This window comes from Candidatus Methylacidiphilales bacterium, assembly GCA_033875315.1.
Taxonomy (GTDB): domain Bacteria; phylum Verrucomicrobiota; class Verrucomicrobiia; order Methylacidiphilales; family CAZTYG01; genus JANRJG01.
Map to the genome: position 1 here is coordinate 1 of JANRJG010000021.1, position 19,701 is coordinate 19,701.

Here is a 19,701-nt window from a genome sequence, read left to right on the forward strand (position 1 = left end):
ATAGGGCAAGTCCGCGTTGCGAGTGCCACCGGCCCGAACCCGAGGAGGAACGACCGAGCATATATGAAGTATATACGTGAGGAAGTGACGACGAAGGGAGCGGGTCGGTGCCGCCGCAACCCTCAGGGCTGGAGCCAGAAAGCTGCCCCGCTTCGTTGCTCGTCGGTTAAAGGTATATTTCATACCTTCGCTCTCCTCGCGCCTCGCCGGACAGCTTTTTGACCTCCAGCGCGGGCCTGTCCTATTTTTGAGATGACTTCTAGCCTACTTGCGGTTTCATCGGCCCCTCGTTCTCGCACTCGCCCGGATTGGCGGAATGCAGGTCAGTCGCTGCGGGACTGATGGCGGGTTGTTCTTTTACCGAAGAGACGATAGCCGAGTGCAAACAAGAACGTTGGCCAAGCCGGGACTTTGGGTAGAATGGCCGACTCCTGCCATGAAAGGGTTCCCGCACGCTCGTCTCTCGATCTTGGTCTCCACCGCTTTGCTCTCGGGGCTCTGCGCCTATCTGGCCTTCGCCCCGGCTTCCCAGCCCGCCCTGGCCTGGGTCTTTCCAATGCCGATGGTCGTGGCCTGTTACTTCCTGCGCCCGCTCCGTCTGTGGGAGGCGGCGGGCTGTGGTGCGCTGGCCGGGCTGGGCTTTTATGGGCCTTCGCTCTTCTGGCTTACGGAGGTGTCGGTGGCGGGCTGGTTCGCTGTGGTGCTTTTTTGCACGGTGTTTCTCGTGCTTTGGTTGCCGGTGCTGGCCTGCGTGACAGGTCGACTGCCGGCTGCCCTCAACGCCCACTCTTCCCTTCTGGCCGCGTTTTTTGCGGCCTGCGCATTCACCGGACTGGAATGGGTGCGCGGTTGGATTGGTACCGGTTTTCCCTGGAATGCCCTCGGTGTCTCGCAGATCGAGTACCCGGTGATTGCCCAGATCGCCGAGTTGGGGGGGATCGGGTTGATTTCCTGGCTGGTCATTTTTGGCGGAACGGTCATCGCCCTCACCGGCCTGCGCATCATCCAGGAATCCCACGCGCGTGCGACCGGTCCCCGGCCCCTGCGCCCCCATTTTGAGCTGATGGCTGTGTTGGCGTTGATTGGTGCGGCCGTCTACTTCGGCAGCGGGCGGTTGACCGTGCGTTCACCCATCCTTGGCACGCTTCAAGTCTTGGCGGTCCAACCCGATATCCCGCAGGATCCCTGGGGCGAGGGGATGGAAGGTGCCGCCGCACTGCGCCGTTGTATGGAATTGACGGAAAATGCGCTGGAAGGCAGCCCGCCCGTCGATCTGCTTGTTTGGCCGGAAACCCCGATTCCCGGGTCCCTCGACGACCTGCCGGAGTTCCAGTCTTTCCAGCAGCGGGCGGTGCCGAAATGGGCCTCGGCTTTTCTTTATGGCACCGTTCTGCGGCGCGGCTTTGAAATCGCCAATTCGGCGGTCCTGGTCCAGCAGGACGAACCCTATTACCAGTCTTACGACAAGATGCACCTGGTCATGATGGGGGAATATGTGCCCCTGGCCGGGATCTTCCCGTTTTTGCGCCACTGGGTGCCGCTGGGCACGGATTTCACCGCTGGCAAGGAGGCCAGGAACCTGGACCTTGCGCTGACCTGGCGCCTGGCCCCGCTCATTTGCTTCGAGGACAGTCTCCCCGGGGTGGCCCGTCGCTTTCTCGGGGGAAACCCGCATGCCTTCATCAACATCACCAACGACGGCTGGTTCGGGCGTTCCTGGCAATCCTGGCAACACCTCCAACAGGCCCGCTTTCGTTGCATCGAGTTCCGCCGCCCGATGATCCGGGTCGCCAACAATGGGGTGACGGGCTGGATCGATGAACGTGGGGTGTTGCGCGGGGTGCTGCGCGACCCGCAGACCGGCCGGGTCCAGGTGTCGGGAACGATGCGCATGCAGGTGCCGTTGCCCGCGATCCGGCAGACGTTTTACGCCCGCTGGGGGGATTGGCCCGGCTGGCTTTCCCTCTGGATCGTGGCCGCCGCGGGCATCCGCGCCTGGATCCGCAGTCCGCTCGAACGCCGTCGCCGCGACGCTGGCCAGCGGCCCGCCCGGGGGTAAAGTATTCCCATGGCGCTGCGCAGCCTGGTCGTCGATTTCAATTCCTACTTTGCTTCGGTCGAACAACAGGTCGATCCGACCTTGCGCGGCTTTCCCGTGGGTGTGGTGCCGATGATGGCCGATTCCACCTGTTGCATCGCCGCCAGCTACGAGGCCAAGGCCTTCGGGGTCAAGACGGGCACCCGCGTGGGCGATGCCAAAAAAATGTGTCCCGGCATCCGCCTGGTCGAGGCCCGGCATGAAACCTACGTCGAATACCACCACCGCCTGGTCGCCGCAGTCGAATCCTGCATCCACGTCGACGATGTCTGGTCGATCGATGAGATGGTCTGTTCCCTGCCAACCAACTGGCGCGACCCGGCAAAAGTCCGGGAAATCGCCCGGCGGATCAAGGACGCGATCCGCGACCAGGTGGGCCATTGCCTGCGTTGTTCCATCGGGGTGGCGCCCAATCCGTTTTTGGCCAAGACCGCCTCGGACATGCAGAAGCCCGACGGGCTGGTGTTGCTCGATCTGGCCGACCTGCCCGGGCGCCTCTACGGGCTGGAGTTGCGCGATCTGTGCGGGATCGGCGAGCAAATGGAAGCGCGCCTGCACCGCCACGGCATCCGCACCATGCGCCAATTGTTGGAGGCCGATGTCCACAAGTTGCGCGTGGTCTGGGGCGGGATCGAGGGCGAACGCATGTATGGGAAACTGCGCGGGTTGATGGTCTACGAGCCACCCACGCACCATGCCACCGTGGGCCACTCGCATGTCCTCCCGCCCCAGGAGCGCAACGAGCCCGATGCCTACGCCGTGCTCCACCGCCTGACCCAGAAGGCGGCGGTGCGCCTGCGCAAGATGGACTGCCACGCCGGGGCGATGCATCTTTCGGTGAAGTACGGCGACCGAACCCGTTGGGGCAGCGACATGCGTTTCAACGAAACCCAGGACACCCTGCAATTCATCCGGGTGCTGGCCGCGCTGTGGGAACGGCGTCCCGTGGGAAAAAATCCGCTTGCTGTCGGCATCACACTGCTCCGCCTGACGGAAAAACAGCTCGTCACCCCGTCGCTTTTCGAAACGGAGGAAAACCACCGCAAACTCAGCCACCTGATGGACGAGATCAACCTCAAGTTCGGGCGGAACAGCGTTTTTTTGGGCGGTTCAATCGAAGCTCTCAGGTCCGCGCCGATGCGGATCGCCTTCACCCACATTCCCGACCTGGAGACGGAATCGGATGACTGAAGACGGGACGGCTCGGGTTTTGGTTGCCTCTGTCCCCCCGGTCCGGTCTGATGGTGGGGTGACCGATTCCTCCCGCGCCGCCGATGTGAAGGCCTACTTGATGGGCCTGCAGGACCGCATCTGTGAGGCCTTCGAGAAGCTGGAAGGCGGTAATGGGGCCCGCTTCCGCCGTGACACCTGGGAGCGCACAGAGGGCGGGGGAGGGGGAGGTGACACACGCGTATTGGCCGGGGGCGGGGTCTTCGAGAAGGCCGGGGTGGCATTTTCCCATGTGCGCGGCGGGGCGCTTCCCTCCTCCGCCAGCGCCCACAGGCCTGGTCTGGCGGGGCGTCCCTTCGAAGCCATGGGGGTTTCCCTCGTCATCCACCCGCGCAATCCCCACGTGCCGACCTCGCACGCCAATGTGCGCTTCCTCAGCACCACGGCGGAGAACGGCGATTCCGTTTGGTGGTTCGGCGGCGGCTTCGACCTCACACCTTACTACCCGGTCATTGAAGATGTCCGACACTGGCACCGGACGGCCCGTGCGGCCTGCCAGCCTTTCGGTCCGGAGATTTATCCCCGGTTGAAAAAACAATGCGACGACTATTTCTTCCTCAGGCACCGGAACGAAACCCGCGGGGTGGGTGGGCTGTTCTTCGACGACTGGAACTGCTGGGATTTCGAACGCTGCTTCGCACTGATGCGCAGCGTGGGCGACCATTACCTCCCGGCCTATCTTCCGATTGTGGAAAAAAATGCGGGACGTCCGCACGGCGGGCGCGAACGAGAGTTCCAGTTGTACCGCCGGGGCCGCTATGTGGAGTTCAACCTGGTTTACGACCGCGGTACGCTCTTCGGCCTGCAAAGTGGCGGGCGCACCGAGTCGATCCTGATGTCCCTGCCTCCGCTCGTCCGTTGGGAATACGGCCATGAGGACGCGGCGGGCAGTGCGGAAGCCGCCCTGGCCGACTACCTGAGGCCGAGGGAATGGTTGGAGGAAGCATGAGCACGTCGCGCGAACGATTCCTGACCGCCGCGCGGGGGGGGAGGCCCGACCGTGCGCCGGTCTGGTTGATGCGGCAGGCCGGTCGTTACCTCCCCGAATACCGCGCGCTCAAGGAACGGTACAGCTTTCTTGAAATGGTGCGGACGCCGGATCTGGCGGCCGATGTCACCCTCCAACCCATGCGGCGCTTCCCGCTCGATGCCGCCATCATCTTTTCCGACATCCTGGTCGTCCCCGAGGCCATGGGGCAGCCCTATCACTTCAAGGACACGGGAGGCATCGCGATGGATTACATCCTGGAGCGCCCCGACCAATTCGATTCGCTGGCCGGGGTCGGGGCGGCCGCGCGTTTGCAGTATGTTCCCGCGGCCCTCCGGTTGGTGCGCCAAGCCCTGGGACCTGACAAGGCGCTGCTCGGATTTTGCGGTTCTCCCTGGACCCTGGCCACCTACATGGTCGAAGGCGGAAGTCCGGGCGAGGGGGCCCGCATCCGGTCGCTGTTCCACCACGACCGCGCTCGCTTCGATCGGTTGATGGAAAAAATCACCAGCGTGTGCGGCGACTACCTCCTCATGCAGGTCGAGGCCGGGGTGGATGCGGTCCAGATTTTCGACAGTTGGGGGGGATTGTGCGACGACGCCATGCTGGAGGAGGCCACCCTCAAATGGATGCGTCAACTTGTCGTTAGGCTTCAGGGGCGTGTTCCGGCGATTGTCTTTGGCCGGGGTCAATCCCACCGGGCCTTGCAGGTGGCCGGCACGGGAGCCCAAGTATTGAGTCTGGACACGGGGGCCGATCTGGCGGCGATCCAGGCCACCCTGCCCGTGGGTATGGCGGTGCAGGGCAATTTGGATCCGCTGTTGCTAACCGGTGATCCACAGGCCGCGGTTTCCGCCACCCGGGTTTTGCTGGCCTCGACCCGGGAACGTGGGGCCCACATCTTCAACCTCGGCCATGGCATCACCCCGCAGGCGAGGGTGGAAACGGTGGCCGCAGTCATTGATGCCGTGGCTGGAGCATCTTCCTCATGAAAAAAGCCAAGCGGGTGGCCATCCTCGGGGCCGGCATCAGCGGACTGGCCGCGGCATGGAAACTGCGACAGTTGGGGGCGGAGGTGACGGTTTACGATCCCTCGCCCGAGCCCGGTGGGGTCATTCGCACGCTCCGCCACGAGGGGTACCTGCTGGAACTCGGCCCGAACACGGTTTTGGAAAAGGGCGGGGCTCTGGCGGAGTTGATCGAGGGTTGTGGATTAAGGGGCGAAGTTCTATCCCCCCTGCCGCAGGCCCGGAAGCGGTTCATCTACCACGGCGGTGGTCCGGTGGCCGCTCCCTCCGGCCCGCTTTCATTCCTGACCTCACCGCTGCTGGGTGTCCCGGGTAAAGTCCGCCTGCTCTCCGAGCCCTTCCGCGAACCCGGAACCGCCGGGGATGAGTCGGTGGCGGCTTTTTTCAGCCGCCGTCTGGGGGTCGAGGCCGTGGAGCGCTTGATCGATCCCTTCATCTCCGGGATTTATGCGGGCGACCCGGTTCGTCTTTCCGCGCGTTTTGGTTTTCCGAAGTTATGGGCATGGGAACGGGAGCAGGGTTCGCTGCTCAAGGGGGCGCTGCGCGGCCGGAAAGCCCCCGGTCCGCGCGTCCGGGCACGCATGTTGTCGTTCCGGCAAGGACTGTCCGCACTGCCCGCTCGACTGGCGGCGGAATTGGCGTCGTCGTGGCGTCGCGAGGCCGCGAATGGAATCGCGTCCTCCGGTCCGGGCTGGCGGGTCAACGGGGAGGGGCCGCACGATGCCCTCGTCAGCACCCTCCCGCCACGTTCTCTCGTTCCTCTGTTGCGGGAGGGATTCCCCGGTGAAGCCCCGCGGGCCCTGGAGAGTTATCCTCATTCGAGTGTGAGGGTTTGGCATTTTGGCGTCGAGCGGCGACGGGTCCGTCATCCCCTCGATGGATTCGGGGTGCTTGCCCCTTCGGCGGAAGAACAGCCCATTCTGGGCATTCTCTTTTCCTCCAGCATCTTTGCCGGGCGGGCTCCGGAGGGCAGGGTGTTGCTGACCGTCTTCCAGGGCGGGGTGCGGCATCCCGAGTGGTGCCTCCCCGATGCGGGGTCGGAGCCGTCGGCACAAGCCGCGGCCTGGGGCGCCGTGTGCCGATGGCTGGGCATCGATGGCGGCCCAGACATGGTCCACCACCATCTCTGGAATCCGGCCATCCCGCAATATGAGGTCGGCCATCAGACCCGGCTGGACGCCCTCGACCGCTTGGAAGCCGCGCATCCGGGACTGTTCCTTGGCGGCAACCTGCGCGGTGGGGTGTCGGTGTCCGATTGCGTGGCCTCCTCCTTCCAATTGGCGGAACGGGTGATGGCCGCATCTTGATGCTTGCGGGCGCCTGTCTCCCGGGGCACATTGGAATGCTCCGTCCATGAATCTGATTTGCATCGGGGTCGACCACCACGCCAACTCCGTCGAGGCACGGGAGCGCTTGTCGCTCGGCGGCGATTCGCTCGAATCCACCCTGCGATTCTTCGGCGTCCACCGGTCCTTTGCCGAGATGGTCATCCTCTCCACCTGCAACCGGGTGGAATTCTACCTCGCCACCCGCATGACCACCAGGCAGGCGGTGGCCGAACTCAAGGACAGCCTGAAGGACTTCCTGGAAATCCGCGACACCGGCTTGGACAAGGGATACATCCACCGAAACGAGGAGGCCATCCGCCACCTCTTCGAAGTCTGCAGCGGTCTGCAATCGATGGTCATCGGTGAAACGGAAATCTTCGGCCAGGCCAAGGAAGCCTATCTCATGGCCAAGCGGACCGGATCGAGCGGCCCCGTGCTCAACCGCCTCTTCCAAACCGCCTTCAACGCCGCCAAGGCCGTTCGCACCGCCAGTGCGGTGGGCCGGGGCCATATCTCGGTGGCTTCGGTTTCTGTCCAGGCCGCCATCCGCATCCTCGGCTCGCTCAAGGGCAAACACGTCCTGGTGCTCGGAGCCGGCGACACCGGGGAAAAAGTCACCGAGGCCCTTTACGGTGCCGGGGTGCGCTCGTTGTTCTGCACCAACCGGCGCGCCGAACGCGGGTTGTCGCTTTCCGAGGCCTACCAGGCCAGCTTCATCCCGTGGGAAGCATGGAAAGGCCGCCTTTGCTCCATGGACATCCTCATTTGCTCGACTTCCGCCCCCCACGCCGTCCTTGAGCGGGGGGATCTGGCCGTCTTTGCTTCGCGTTTTGTCCGCCAGCCCCTCTTGATCATGGATCTGGCCGTGCCCCGTGATGTGGATCCCGCCGTGGCCCAAATCCCGGGGGTTTGCCTGCTCAATGTCGACGACCTCAAACAAGTGGCCTCGGAGAATCTTTCCGACCGCCTGAAGGAACGCACCCGGGCCCTGGAAATTCTCGAGCCGAGGGCGGAAAAGTTGGTGCAACTCTTCTACAAGAACGACATTCTCCACCGTGACGAACCCGTCCGTGTTTCCCGCAACCGAAAGACCGCCCGCTCCAACTCCTGAATCCATCCCCATGGCCAACCCCTTGCTGCATATCCAGAATCTCACCTATCGCTACGGCGAACGCGTGGCCCTGCGTGAATTTTCCCTCGGGGTGAACGCCGGGGAAATCTTCGGCTTCCTCGGACCGAACGGCGGCGGCAAGACCACCCTCTTCAAACTGCTGACCACCTTGCGTGCCCCACAGGAAGGCGAGATCCATCTCGGCGATGATTCCTACCGTGGCCCCCTCGATGCCATCCGCGCCCGAATAGGCTGTGTCTTCCAGCACCCGGCACTCGACAAAAAATTGAAGGTCGCGGAAAACCTCCGCCACCAGGGCCACCTCTACGGACTCGGCGGCGGCGAACTCGAGTCGCGCATCGACGCCCTTCTCGCGCGTTTCGGACTGACCGAGCGCAAGCAATCCTTCGTCCAGGACCTGTCCGGCGGTCTCCAGCGCCGGGTGGAAATCGCCAAGGCCTTGCTCCACCGCCCGCAGATCCTCCTCATGGACGAGCCCAGCACCGGTCTCGATCCCGGCATCCGCATGGAATTGTGGGAGTATTACGAGCAAATGCGACGCGAGGACGGATTGACCCTGCTCATGACGACCCACCTGTTGGAGGAAGCGGAACGCTGCGACCGCATTGTCCTGCTCGATGAAGGCAGGATCATCGCCGAAGGCGCGCCCCAGGCCCTGCGCGAATCGCTCAGCGGCCGCATCCTCCGGCTCTCCGGTGGCAATCTTCAAGAGCTGGCCGTGCGGGTCAAATCCCTCACCACCCATACGGTGGAAGTCCAGGCCCGCGAAGTCGTGGTCCGTCTGCCTACGGGGGCCGAGGATGAAGCCGCGCGCATCATCCGGGAAATCGGTGCCGCGGCCGAGTCCGTCAACCTGGCCCGTCCGACCCTGGCCGATGTTTACCAGGCCAAGGTGGGCCGCACCTGGGCCGGCAAGGAGAAATCATGAGCACCACGCAACCGCTACGCTGCAACGCCCTGGCCAGCATCACCCTTTTGCAAAGGGAAATCGTCCGCTTCCTGCGCCAAAAAAACCGCGTCATCGGGGCCCTGGCCACGCCGGTGGTTTTCTGGCTCCTGCTCGGCTTCGGTGTGGGCAATTCCTTCCGCGCCGATTCGCTCCCGGGACAGATTTCCTACTTGGAATACTACTATCCCGGGATGTTGGTCATGATCGTCCTCTTCACCGCGATTTTCTCCACCATCTCCATCATCGAGGACCGGCGCGAGGGCTTCCTGCAAAGCGTGCTGGTGGCCCCGGTGTCGCGGGCCAGCATCGTCCTCGGCAAGGTATTGGGCGGAGCCGCCCTGGCCACCCTCCAGGCCGGGTTGATGCTGGTGGTGGTCAAATGGGCCGGTTACAGTCCCTCGCTTCCCGGTTTCGCTAAAATCCTCCTCGTCATCGTGCTGCTTTCCATGTCCCTGACCGCGCTGGGTTACCTCATCGCGTGGCCGCTCGACTCCACGGCGGGCTTCCACGCCATCATGAATATCTTCCTCCTCCCCCTCTGGCTGCTCAGCGGCACCCTCTTCAGCCAGGACAGCGCCCAGGGCCTGGTCTACTGGATGATGAAACTCAATCCGCTCACCTACGGACTGGCGGCCCTGCGTTATGGATTCTATCCGCCGGGCTCGCCCTGGCTGGCCGGCCTCCCCCCCGAGGGATTCTGCTACCTCGTCACCGTGGTCACCGGCTTGGTCCTCTTTGCCGGTTGTTTCGCCATCACGCTCAAGCGACCGGGCCATTAGTCCCAGCGGCCATGCCCCATGCCAAACTCCGAGGAACTGCTGGACGAAGGAAACAGCGCACTCGCCCTGGGCGAGCTTGAACAGGCGGTGGAATGGTATCGCCAATCCACCGTGCACGATCCCGCTTTCTTCGAGGGCTGGCAGGCATTGGGCATGGCCCTGGTCAAATTGAACCGGGCACCCGAAGCGGTCGAGGCCTTGAAAACTGCCGTCACGCTCCACCCAGACGACCAGATGGCCTGGAGCAGTCTTTCCCTGGCCTACGGACGGAACGGGCAAATCCAGGAGGCCGAGGACGCCGGGGCCAAGGCCCGCATCCTTTCCTGGGGCGGCAAGGTTTCGAAGATGAAGCCCGTTGAGGGTCCGTCGCTGCAACCTCCGGCCAATACCTAGAGCATTTTGCATTTAATCTGCCGCTCGTTCTCGTACTCATTCTCATTCTCGTGCTCTCTGAATGGGAGAGAACGTGCACGAGAGCGAGTAAGAGAAACGAGTTGAAACCACTGCTCGTTAAACGCAAAGCGCCCTAGTGCCCTTCCCATTTCATCGGAGGCCTAGATTGTTAGTTGTAGGGCGACGGGGACTGCGGCCCAACCAATGATTGAATGAACGCAGATCGGAATTGCTCCAGGCATACGGGCATTCGCATTTCGGGAGGGCGAAGCTCCAGGCTCCCCCGCAGGCGTGCGGGGCTGAGCCGCCCTTGGATGAAAGACCCCCAAACGGCTCGGCGGGAGCCTCGCCCTCCCGTTGGCCATTTTGGTTGCTCAGTAGGGTAGGATGTCAAATGGACAAACTAACTCTTTAATACCTGCCAGGCAAACGCGGGCCCCTGGTAGATGAATCCGGTGTAGGACTGGACCAGCACCGCACCGGCATCGAGTTTTTCCCGGGCGTCATCGGCGGTGAAGATCCCGCCCACCCCGATGATCGGGAGTTTTCCGGACGTTTCCCGGTGGATGAAGCGGATGATCTCCGTGCTCTTCGCGGTGAGGGGACGCCCGCTCAGACCTCCGGTTTCCCGCAGGGCGATACTGCTGTGGTCGAGGGTGGTGTTGGTGGCCACGATGCCGTCCAGTTTCTCTTCCAGCACAAGTGCCAGGATGGCGGCGATGTCCTCCCGCGCGAGGTCGGGGGCGATTTTCAGGAGGAGGGGCTTGCGTTGCGGGGCGGCCTGATTGGCTTCCTGCAGGGTGCGCAGGATGGGGCGCAACTGGTCCGGAGCCTGCAGGTTGCGCAGGCCCGGGGTGTTGGGGGAACTGACGTTGACCACGAAGAAATCGCCGTAGGCATGGAGCCTTTCAAAGGAATAGCGATAATCCCCGGGGGCCTCTTCCAGCGGGGTGGATTTGGATTTGCCCAGATTGATGCCGATGGGGAAACCGGGCCGTGGCTTCCATGCGGCCAGCCGGGCGGCGAGGACGTCGGCTCCGTCATTGGGGAAACCCATGCGGTTGACCAGTCCCTGTTCCCGCGGGCAGCGGAAGATGCGGGGGCGCGGATTGCCCGGCTGCCCGTGCCGGGTGATGGTGCCGACTTCCATGAAGCCGAACCCGAGGTCGTGGAAGGCGGCCAGGGCCTGGGCGTTCTTGTCGAACCCCGCCGCCAAACCGAGGGGGTTGCGGAATTTCAGGCCGAACACTTCCAGTGGCCGCGAGGGGGCGGGACGGAATCCCGCCATGAGCCGGGCCAGAGGCGTTTTTCCCATCAGGGCCATGCTGAAGTGGTGCACGGCCTCGGGGTCGAACTGGAAGAAGAACGGGCGGAGGATGGAGGTGTAGGCGGACATGGGCTTATTTTCCGATGCAGAAATTTTTGAACAGGCGGTCGAGGATGTGTTCGTTGGTCACCCGGCCGGTGATTTCCGAGAGGGACTGCAGGGCCAGGCGCAGGTCCGAGCTGACCAGTTCCGGCGGCCGCCCGGTCGATTGCCCCTCGCGCGCGGCCAGGAGGGCGTCGCGTGCCCGGGCCAGGAGGGCCTCGTGGCGGCTGTTGATGGCCAGGGCATCCAGGCCGCCGCTGGTTTCGTCCATACGCAGGTGGCTTGCAATGCGCTGGCGCAATGCATCCAGCCCATGGCCGGTTTTGGCGGACACCGCCAGCCACTCCTCCGGCAGCGGGCCCGGGTGCAGATCGCATTTGGAACGGAGGTGGAGGACCGGGGCGGAGCCGGTGTCCTCCAGCAGTTGCGTTTGGGGCTGCGGCTGTGGATCAAGCGGATCGACCAAATGGAGCACCAGATCGGCCGCGGCCAGGGCCTCATGGGTGCGGGCGATGCCCAGTTGTTCGACCGCATCGGCATCCGGTCGCAATCCCGCCGTATCGACCAGTCGCACACACATCCCGCCCAGGGTGATGGTTTCTTCGATGGTGTCGCGGGTGGTGCCGGGCACCGGGCTGACGATGGCCCGGTCGCGCTGGAGGAGGGCATTGAGAAGGCTGGATTTGCCCGCATTGGGTGCGCCGCAGAGAACAACCTGGAATCCCTCCCGCAGGTGGCGGCCCTCGGGTGCCGTTTCGAGCAGCGACTCCAAGTGCGCCGACAAGTTGTCGATCCCTTGGAGAAAAGCCGCGCCGGTTTGGGGATCGATGTCCTCCTCTGGGAAGTCGATGTGGGCTTCCAGGTGGGCCAGGAGTTGCAGCAGTTCTTCAACCATGGCGCGCACGGATTTTCCGAGATGCCCGTCCTGGAGGGCGCGGGCGGCGCGGAGGGCGCGTTCGGACCCGGCCTGGATCAGGTCCATCACCGCTTCGGCCTGGGTCAGGTCCATGCGCCCGTTGAGGAAGGCCCTCTCCGTGAATTCGCCCCCCCGGGCCACCCGGGCTCCCAGGCGGCAGCAGGCCTCCATCAACGATTCGACAATGAGCGGGTTGCCATGACAGCAGATTTCCGCGGTGTCCTCGCCGGTGTAGGAACCGGGCCCCGGCCAGCAAGTGACCACCGCATCGTCGAGCATTTTGCCGTCAAGCTTCAGCACCGCATGGACGGCCCGTCGCGGGGGCAGGGGACGGGGGGCGGCCAAGGTGGCGGCCAGTTCCAGCGCTTGGGGACCGCTGAGACGGATCAAGGCAAGTGCGCTCCGTCCCGGGGGGGTGGCCAGGGCCACGATGGTGTCCGTTGCAGGCATTCCGGGAAAAGATAAACCACGTCCGCCCGCGCCCAAGCGAATTCCTCGCCATGCTTTTCGCTCGATTTTGTCACCGCGGCAGGCATGATGATCTAGATGGGCCAATACTTCATCGGCGTCGACAGCGGAACCCAGGGAACCAAGGCTGTTGTGATGGACGGCGCCACCGGCAAGATCAAATCCACCGCCACGGCCGCCTACGGCCTTCTGCCCAATCTCAAGGGCGGGGCCAAGGAACAACATCCCAAGGTCTGGGTGGCCGCACTGGAAAAAACCATCCGCGAGGCCGTGGCCGCCGCCAAGGTCAAACCTTCCGAGGTCAAGGGCATCGGCATCTCCGGCCAGCAACACGGCTTTGTCCCCCTTGATGAAAAAGGCACGGTCATCCGCCCGGCCAAACTCTGGTGCGACACCAGCACGCTGGATGAGGCCGAAACCATCCTCGGCCGGCTGGGCGGGCTGGACAGTTGCCTGACCCTCACCGGCAACGGCCTCCCCGTCGGCTTCACCGCATCGAAGATCCTCTGGATGAAGCAGGCCGAGCCGAAGAACTACGCCCGTCTGGCCACCGTCCTCCTCCCGCACGACTACCTCAATTTCCACCTCACCGGCAAGGCGCGCATGGAAGCCGGGGACGCATCCGGCACCGGCCTCTTCAACACCCGCACCCGCAACTGGGAGGCCCGCTGCGTCGATGCCATCGACCCCGACCTCGCCACCAAACTGCCGCCCATCGACACCACCTCCTCGCAACCTGCTGGAGAACTTCTGGCCTCGGTGGCCGCCCGCATCGGTCTGGAGCCCGGCATCCTGGTTTCCGCCGGCGGGGGCGACAACATGATGGGGGCCATTGGCACCGGCAACACCAAGATCGGGGTGGTGACGGCCAGCCTCGGCACCTCCGGCACCATTTACGCGTATTCCTCCCGTCCGGTCATCGACCCCCGCGGCGAGGTGGCGGCATTCTGCGACAGCGCCGGCGGTTGGCTGCCCCTGATTTGCACGATGAACGTCACCGTGGCCACCGAGTTGGTCAAGAAAGCCTTCCGTTGGGACAATGACAAGCTGACCACCGAGGCCGGGAAAATCCCCGCGGGCAGCGAGGGTCTGATGTTGCTGCCCTACTTCGAGGGCGAGCGCGTGCCCAACCTGCCCCTGGCCAGCGGGGTCTACTTCGGGTTCAAGTCGCACAATTTCTCCCCCGCCCACATGGCCCGGGCCACCATGGAAGGCGTCTCGCTTGGACTCAATTACGGCCTCGACCGCCTCAAGGACCTGGGCCTCCGCCCCAAGCAGATCCGCGTCACCGGCGGGGGCTCGAAGAACCCCCTCTGGCGCCAGATCCTCGCCGACACCTTCGACGCCGAAGTGACCGGCCTGACCACTTCCGAGGGAGCCGCCTGCGGAGCCGCCATCCAGGCCAAGTGGAGCTTCATGCTCCACCGAGGCGAGCGCGTCCGCATCCAGCAGATCACCGATGCCTTTGTCAAAGTTGACCCCGCCACCCGGTGCCAGCCGCGCAAAGCCAACACCAAACTCTACCGCTCGCTCCAGGAAGTGCACAACCGCTTCTCCCGTGCCCTTGCTCCGGTCTTCCACGACCACGCCAAGCTCGGTTGACACCCGCCCGGCCCGCTTCCAGGGGCCAACATTATTCGCGTGAATTCACCCGCCCATGCGGTAGGTTTATACCTTGATCCCATGAGCACCCCACTCGCCCAACAACCTCTCGTCATCGCCGGCCGGACCTTCCATTCCCGGCTCATGGTGGGCACGGGCAAGTTCGCCTCCCCCCAGGCCATGAGCGACGCGCTTGCCGCCTCGGGCACGGAGATGGTCACCGTCGCCCTCCGCCGCGCCGACCTGTCCGGGGAGGGGGACCCCTTTGCCGATATTCTCGATTTCATCGACCCGGAAAAATACCTCCTCATCCCCAACACCAGCGGGGCCATGAACGCCGAAGAAGCCGTCCGGCTGGCCCGCCTGGCCGCGGCCGCCGGTCTGCCCAAATGGATCAAACTCGAAATCCATCCCGACCCCCGTTACCTCCTCCCGGATCCCATCGAAACCCTCAAGGCGGCGGAAATCCTCGTCGGCGAGGGCTTCACCGTCCTGCCCTACATCAACGCCGACCCCGTCCTGGCCAAGCGGCTGGAGGAGGCCGGCACGGCCACCGTCATGCCCCTGGCCGCCCCCATCGGTACCAACAAAGGACTGGATACCAAAGGACAGCTGGAGATCATCATCGAACAGGCCGGCATCCCGGTGGTCATCGACGCCGGACTGGGGATTCCTTCACATGCCGCTGCCGCCATGGAACTGGGGGCCGACGCCGTGCTCATCAACACCGCCATCGCCATCGCGTCCGATCCCGCCCGCATGGCCCGGGCCTTTGCCGTGGCCGTCGATGCCGGACGGGCCGCCTTCGAGATGGGTCTGCCCGTCGCCGGGCGCACCGCCCGGGCCACCAGCCCGCTGACCGGTTTCCTCGATGCATGACCGCATCATGAAAGAATTTTTGCGCATGCCACTCAAGGTTCGCTCCAAAATTCATCAATCATAAATCTTCAATCATAAATCCCCCCATGTCCTTCGTGGATGAATTCAACCGCCTGCCCGGGATCGCCTCACCGCGATTGCAGGCCTTCCAACGCTTGTTGGAACCCGGGCACGATCTCGAGGCCCTGGCCGCCCGGGCCGCCCAGACCACCCGCCGTCATTTTGGCAAAACCATGCGGCTCTTCGCCCCGCTCTACCTCTCCAACGAGTGTGTCAACAACTGCAAGTATTGCGGCTTCTCCCGCGACAACCCGATTTTCCGCACCACCCTGAGCGTGGACCAGGTCGAGGCCGAGGCCCGTTACCTCGCCACCGAGGGCTTCCGCAGCATCCTCCTGGTTGCCGGCGAACACCCCAAGTTCGTCAGCAATGGCTACTTGGAAGACTGTGTACGACGCCTTTCCGCCTTCGTCCCTTCTGTCGCCCTCGAGGTCGGACCGATGGAAACGGAGGAATACCGCCCGGTCGTCGCCGCCGGGGCCGAGGGCCTGGTGGTTTACCAGGAAACCTACGACCGTGCGACTTACGACACCCTGCACACCGCCGGGCCGAAAAAGAATTTCGACTGGCGCCTGGAGTGTCCCGAGCGGGCCTACCAGGCCGGCTTCCGGCGCATCGGCATCGGGGCCCTGCTGGGCTTGGCCGATTGGCGCGCGGAAGCGCTGGCCCTGGCCGCCCACTGTGACTACCTGCTGCGCCACTGCTGGCGTGCCTCGGTCACCGTTTCGCTGCCCCGTCTCCGTCCGGCGGCGGGGGAATTCGAGCCCACCCATCCCGTGTCCGACCGCGACTTCACCCGCTTGATGCTGGCCTTGCGACTGACCTTCCCGCAGGTCGGCTTGGTTTTGTCCACCCGCGAGCCCGCCCGCCTGCGCGACGGCCTCATGCCATTGGGGATCACCCTCATGAGCGCAGGGGCACGCACCGAACCCGGCGGATACACCGGCGCCGGACGCGAGGCCCTTCATCGGACCGAACGCGGGAAAATCGTCCCCTTGATCGGCACCGAGGGCGAATACGCCACCGAACAATTCGCCATTTCCGATGACCGCTCGGCGGGGGAGATTGCCGAGAAGCTCCGGTCCCTGGGTTTGGACCCGGTTTGGAAAGACTGGGACCGAGCCCTGGCCCACCAAGAGCAGGCGGCCTGAAGATGCCGGACGCACAGAAAGTCGTGGTCTTCGTCAACGGTCGGGCGCGCCAAGTCAGCGACGACCGGGACCTGGTCTCGTTGATCGATGAATTGCAACTGGCCCCGAGGATGGTGCTGATCGAGTACAACGGACGCGCCCTGCACAGGCATGAGTGGCCGGGGGTGAAACTGGCCCACGGCGACCGCCTGGAAATCCTCCGCGTCGTCGCCGGGGGGTGATCCTATTCGTCCCCGGAAAGTTGGCGTCAGGGTGATTCAATTTTCAAGGGCTGACCTCATGGGCACGACCCCAGGCGCATTCTCGATCATCGCCATTACGCCGCATCCCTGAGAAAGGCGTGCTATTGCGGCATTAACCCCACTGACCCCACGCTTGATGAGGCAAAAAAGACGGTGGAAGGGTGTCGTCAGGTTGCGGCGGGGGCGATGCGTTCGCGGTCGATTTCGCGGAGGCGGGGAATGATTTCCTTCCAAGTGGCGAGGAGACCATGCGGTGCTGGCGGGACGTCGTCCCGAATCGCGGCGCGGAGGGCCGGGAGATTGTAGCAGGGAACAGCCGGAAACATGTGGTGCTCTACATGATACTGCATGTTCCAATATAAAAAGCCGACGAGGGAGTTGCACGTGTAGGTGCGGCAGCAACGGCGGAAGTCGGGCACGTCGGGTTCCATGCCCAGGTGCTGGGGAAGTCCGGTGAGATTTCCAAGCCACCCGGCATAGGTGCCGTGGCCGGCGAAGAGGAGCGCAAGGAACCAATGGCCGGTGGCTATGAGAATGGCGGCGAGAAGCAGGTGGCCAATGACGATGATGCGGGCCCAGCGGGCGTTGCGACGCCGGGCTTCGGGTTTGTCGGCGGGCAGGACGGTTTGCATCCACCACACGCCTCCGGCGAAGAGCCCGAGGCCGTCCAAATCGTCCTTGGCATAGCGGACGTAGAGCCGGAAGCGCGAAAGGATGGCTCCGGGGTGGGGAAGTGGGCAGAAATTGAGGACGAGGAAGCGAAGGAATGCCCCATCGAGCCGTTGGGGGAGGGCGACCTCATCGGGCTCGAGTTCACTCCAGTCCAGCTTCTGCGGGAGGATGATCTCGCCGTCGAGGCCCTGGTGCGCGGTGACCTGGTGATGCCGGACATGACTGAGGCGGTAGGTGACGGGATTGAACCAGCTCAGGAAGGCAAAGATGTGGAGGAGGACCTCGTTCAGCTTTTGGCTCCGAAACATCGTCTTGTGACACAATTCGTGGCAGGCGACGCCGCCCATGAATGAGGCCACCGTGCCGTGGCAGAAGGTGAAGACAAGCAGCAGCGGAACGGTCCAAAACCAATTCGCGATCGTGATGTGCAGGAACACCGCGTAAGCGGCCGCCATGGTGGCGAAGAACAGCGCGAGGTGGCCGACCGCCTGGACAAGTCCCCTCCCATCACTGCGCTCCATCAGCTTTCGCATGACCGCGCGATCGACCTCGCAGCGATACCATTTGACGGGGATTTCCTCATGGAGGGGTGCCGAAAAATTCATGCTTCAGAATGATCACAAATACAGAAGATCGCCATGACCGCGCCGCTCAAAAACATATCCCCAGCGCTTGCTTTTCCCCGGAATTCTTGACAGGCCAACACGGTCCGTCGATCATCCTGCGATCAGAGGCACGCAGAGGAACCTGACCCAACCTTCCACAGCCGGACGATTTCCACCAGGAGTGCTCATGTCCAGGAACCAAACGCACTTTCTGCAGGGGCGGCCGCCGACTCACGTCACCCATCGTTCGGACAAGATCAGCCGCTTTGTCCGCGCCGTGTATCCGCCGGGGGGCGTTTACGGTCCGCATTTTCACGACTCTTATATCCTGGTGGTCGTGATCGAAGGCTCGCTTCGCCTCGAAATCGCCGATCACGTGCGCAAGGTCTCGGCAGGGGAGGCCACCCTGACACGGCCCGGCCTGACCGCCACCTACCGCTTCGCGGTTGATCAACGCACCGTGCATACAGCGTGCCAGGTGATGCCCGCTGCGCTGAGTCGGCCGGAGCGCAAGCTGCTCAACGAGCTCTCCGGTGTCTTTCCCGTTTCCGCGGGCGTGCATGCGCTGATCGAGTTGGCGCTCGCGGTGCCACAGGCCGGTGACTTGTTTCAAGCGGCCGCGCAGCACATCGGACGTGCGTGTTTGCTTCATTATGCGGGGGATGGCGAGGCGCATCGGCGGGCGCCTCAGCCGCTGCATCCCGCGGTGATTCGGGCACTCGATCTGCTGCGGAGCGAGGCGGCGTCGATCACCAGTGCGGCCCAGCTCGCCTCCCGCAGCGGGCTGTCTGCTTCGCGCCTGCGGCAGTTATTCCGGGCGGCAGGCTTCGCAAGTCCCTCCGAGGCCCTCTGGCGTGCCCGCACGGATCACGCGATCCGGCTGCTTCAACAAACCGACCTGACCCTGGCCGAGATCGCTGCGCAGAGCGGCTTTGCCGACCCCTTCCACCTTTCACGCGTCGTCAAAAAGGCAACCCGTTATTCACCGCGGGACCTGAGACGGAGACGCGGCGTGCCCGTGAGGTCGGACCGTTCGTAAGCGGCATACAGGCCGTCATCAAGCTTGAGCGGATCGGTTGGGGAGCAGAGGCCGGATCAGCCATGCGGCAAGAAACGCATCCCTGAGTCAGGCGTGTAATTCCGGCTATTGATTTCGAGGGTCAACCGTAAAAACGGTCACGCCGAAAAGGCCAACCCCACAAGACGCCGTCAAGAGTCCGGCGTTGACCCCATGCGCGACAATTAAATCGCCATCCACAAATCCTACGGCAATTCCTTCCGCAGCCTTGAGGATATTATTCTGCTTTCCGGAATTCAGGTAGCGAGCAATCAATTGCTTCGAGCCTTCCAAGACGTCAGTCCAGTTGGTTCCCAATGCGCCAGCAGGGATCTCTATCTGTCTTGGAGTTGCCTGCCATAGCTCATCACAAGCCCAGTCGGGATCTTGCTCGTCGAATCTTGATGCCCCAATCAGCTCGATTGCAAAACGATCTCCTTGGATATTGGTGAGGTTGAAACTGAATCCATTCACTTGATCAGGAGGCGACAATGACAACGATGTGTCGAGCCATTGAGCGAACGTGTCATCGAAGGTCATATTTCTTGCGAGTCATGATGGCTGCATGTTAGCGGTAAAGCGAGTGCAAAAAGGCAAGCGACTAGCGCAAAAAGAGGGGGTGGTGGCGGGCGCTAAACGTGGGTTGAACTCCGGAGAGAACAGAGCCACAAAGGGGTCGATGAAAACACCCTTGAATGATGTCCCGTCCACCACCCTTAAACCCATTATCCGCCATGTGGGCTTGGATGTCCATA

The 19,701-nt window shown here is 63.6% G+C and carries 19 protein-coding genes; 15 read left to right on the forward strand and 4 right to left on the reverse strand.

Annotated features, from left to right (window positions below):
• The first annotated feature begins 436 nt into the window (after window positions 1-436).
• The 9 genes from lnt to SFU85_07005 are packed head-to-tail and all read left to right on the forward strand — an operon-like array spanning window position 437 to window position 9,925.
• Window positions 437-2,059, forward strand: coding sequence for an apolipoprotein N-acyltransferase (gene lnt, locus SFU85_06965; GenBank protein ID MDX6766514.1), 1,623 nt, complete (start codon window positions 437-439; stop codon window positions 2,057-2,059).
• Window positions 2,060-2,068: 9 nt separating this feature from the next.
• Complete coding sequence (locus SFU85_06970; protein MDX6766515.1) at window positions 2,069-3,289, forward strand: hypothetical protein; 1,221 nt, start codon at window positions 2,069-2,071, stop codon at window positions 3,287-3,289.
• Between the two features lie 58 nt (window positions 3,290-3,347).
• Window positions 3,348-4,277, forward strand: coding sequence for an oxygen-dependent coproporphyrinogen oxidase (hemF, locus tag SFU85_06975; GenBank protein ID MDX6766516.1), 930 nt, complete (start codon window positions 3,348-3,350; stop codon window positions 4,275-4,277).
• Window positions 4,274-5,308, forward strand: coding sequence for a uroporphyrinogen decarboxylase (gene hemE / locus SFU85_06980; protein ID MDX6766517.1), 1,035 nt, complete (start codon window positions 4,274-4,276; stop codon window positions 5,306-5,308). The genes hemF and hemE overlap by 4 nt, the downstream gene beginning before the upstream one ends.
• Window positions 5,305-6,651, forward strand: coding sequence for a protoporphyrinogen oxidase (hemG, locus tag SFU85_06985; GenBank protein ID MDX6766518.1), 1,347 nt, complete (start codon window positions 5,305-5,307; stop codon window positions 6,649-6,651). The genes hemE and hemG overlap by 4 nt, the downstream gene beginning before the upstream one ends.
• Before the next feature lie 46 nt (window positions 6,652-6,697).
• Window positions 6,698-7,783 carry a glutamyl-tRNA reductase gene (gene hemA, locus SFU85_06990; GenBank protein MDX6766519.1) on the forward strand — a complete coding sequence of 362 codons (1,086 nt, stop codon included), beginning with the start codon at window positions 6,698-6,700 and terminating at the stop codon, window positions 7,781-7,783.
• Between the two features lie 10 nt (window positions 7,784-7,793).
• Entirely contained in the window at window positions 7,794-8,732 is a 939-nt protein-coding gene (locus SFU85_06995) for an ATP-binding cassette domain-containing protein (protein MDX6766520.1), read from the forward strand.
• The gene (locus tag SFU85_07000) at window positions 8,729-9,532 is read left to right on the forward strand and encodes an ABC transporter permease (GenBank protein ID MDX6766521.1); all 804 of its coding nucleotides are present in this window, start codon (window positions 8,729-8,731) and stop codon (window positions 9,530-9,532) included. Before SFU85_06995 ends, SFU85_07000 begins: the two co-directional genes overlap by 4 nt.
• Window positions 9,533-9,550: 18 nt before the next feature.
• Window positions 9,551-9,925 (forward strand): tetratricopeptide repeat protein, encoded by a 375-nt coding sequence (locus tag SFU85_07005; GenBank protein ID MDX6766522.1) that lies wholly within the window; start codon window positions 9,551-9,553, stop codon window positions 9,923-9,925.
• A 403-nt stretch (window positions 9,926-10,328) separates the two neighbouring features.
• Here the strand turns inward: SFU85_07005 and SFU85_07010 are convergent, their stop codons facing one another.
• Entirely contained in the window at window positions 10,329-11,321 is a 993-nt protein-coding gene (locus SFU85_07010) for a quinone-dependent dihydroorotate dehydrogenase (GenBank protein MDX6766523.1), read from the reverse strand.
• Window positions 11,322-11,325: 4 nt separating this feature from the next.
• On the reverse strand, window positions 11,326-12,660 hold the full coding sequence (gene mnmE, locus SFU85_07015; protein ID MDX6766524.1) for a tRNA uridine-5-carboxymethylaminomethyl(34) synthesis GTPase MnmE: 1,335 nt from the start codon (window positions 12,658-12,660) through the stop codon (window positions 11,326-11,328).
• A gap of 96 nt (window positions 12,661-12,756) precedes the next feature.
• On the opposite strand from mnmE, the gene xylB reads away from it, so the two are divergent.
• From xylB to thiS, 4 genes are all read left to right on the forward strand, one after another.
• Window positions 12,757-14,280, forward strand: a complete 1,524-nt coding sequence (gene xylB, locus SFU85_07020; GenBank protein ID MDX6766525.1) for a xylulokinase — start codon at window positions 12,757-12,759, stop codon at window positions 14,278-14,280.
• Between the two features lie 81 nt (window positions 14,281-14,361).
• Window positions 14,362-15,159 (forward strand): thiazole synthase, encoded by a 798-nt coding sequence (locus SFU85_07025; GenBank protein ID MDX6766526.1) that lies wholly within the window; start codon window positions 14,362-14,364, stop codon window positions 15,157-15,159.
• An 86-nt stretch (window positions 15,160-15,245) separates the two neighbouring features.
• Window positions 15,246-16,370 carry a 2-iminoacetate synthase ThiH gene (gene thiH / locus SFU85_07030; GenBank protein MDX6766527.1) on the forward strand — a complete coding sequence of 375 codons (1,125 nt, stop codon included), beginning with the start codon at window positions 15,246-15,248 and terminating at the stop codon, window positions 16,368-16,370.
• A gap of 2 nt (window positions 16,371-16,372) precedes the next feature.
• Window positions 16,373-16,591: a sulfur carrier protein ThiS gene (gene thiS, locus SFU85_07035; GenBank protein ID MDX6766528.1), complete on the forward strand. Its 219-nt coding sequence runs from the start codon at window positions 16,373-16,375 to the stop codon at window positions 16,589-16,591.
• A 188-nt stretch (window positions 16,592-16,779) separates the two neighbouring features.
• On the opposite strand, the gene SFU85_07040 is transcribed toward thiS, so the two are convergent.
• Window positions 16,780-17,889, reverse strand: coding sequence for a fatty acid desaturase (locus SFU85_07040; protein MDX6766529.1), 1,110 nt, complete (start codon window positions 17,887-17,889; stop codon window positions 16,780-16,782).
• Window positions 17,890-18,076: 187 nt separating this feature from the next.
• Here SFU85_07040 and SFU85_07045 point away from each other — a divergent pair, with 187 nt between their 5' ends.
• Complete coding sequence (locus SFU85_07045; protein MDX6766530.1) at window positions 18,077-18,928, forward strand: helix-turn-helix domain-containing protein; 852 nt, start codon at window positions 18,077-18,079, stop codon at window positions 18,926-18,928.
• Window positions 18,929-19,033: 105 nt separating this feature from the next.
• On the opposite strand, the gene SFU85_07050 is transcribed toward SFU85_07045, so the two are convergent.
• Complete coding sequence (locus SFU85_07050) at window positions 19,034-19,486, reverse strand: hypothetical protein (protein MDX6766531.1); 453 nt, start codon at window positions 19,484-19,486, stop codon at window positions 19,034-19,036.
• A gap of 25 nt (window positions 19,487-19,511) precedes the next feature.
• Between SFU85_07050 and SFU85_07055 the strand changes: the two genes are divergently transcribed.
• Window positions 19,512-19,701 (forward strand): hypothetical protein (locus SFU85_07055; GenBank protein MDX6766532.1); only part of this gene is annotated, 190 nt, incomplete at its 3' end.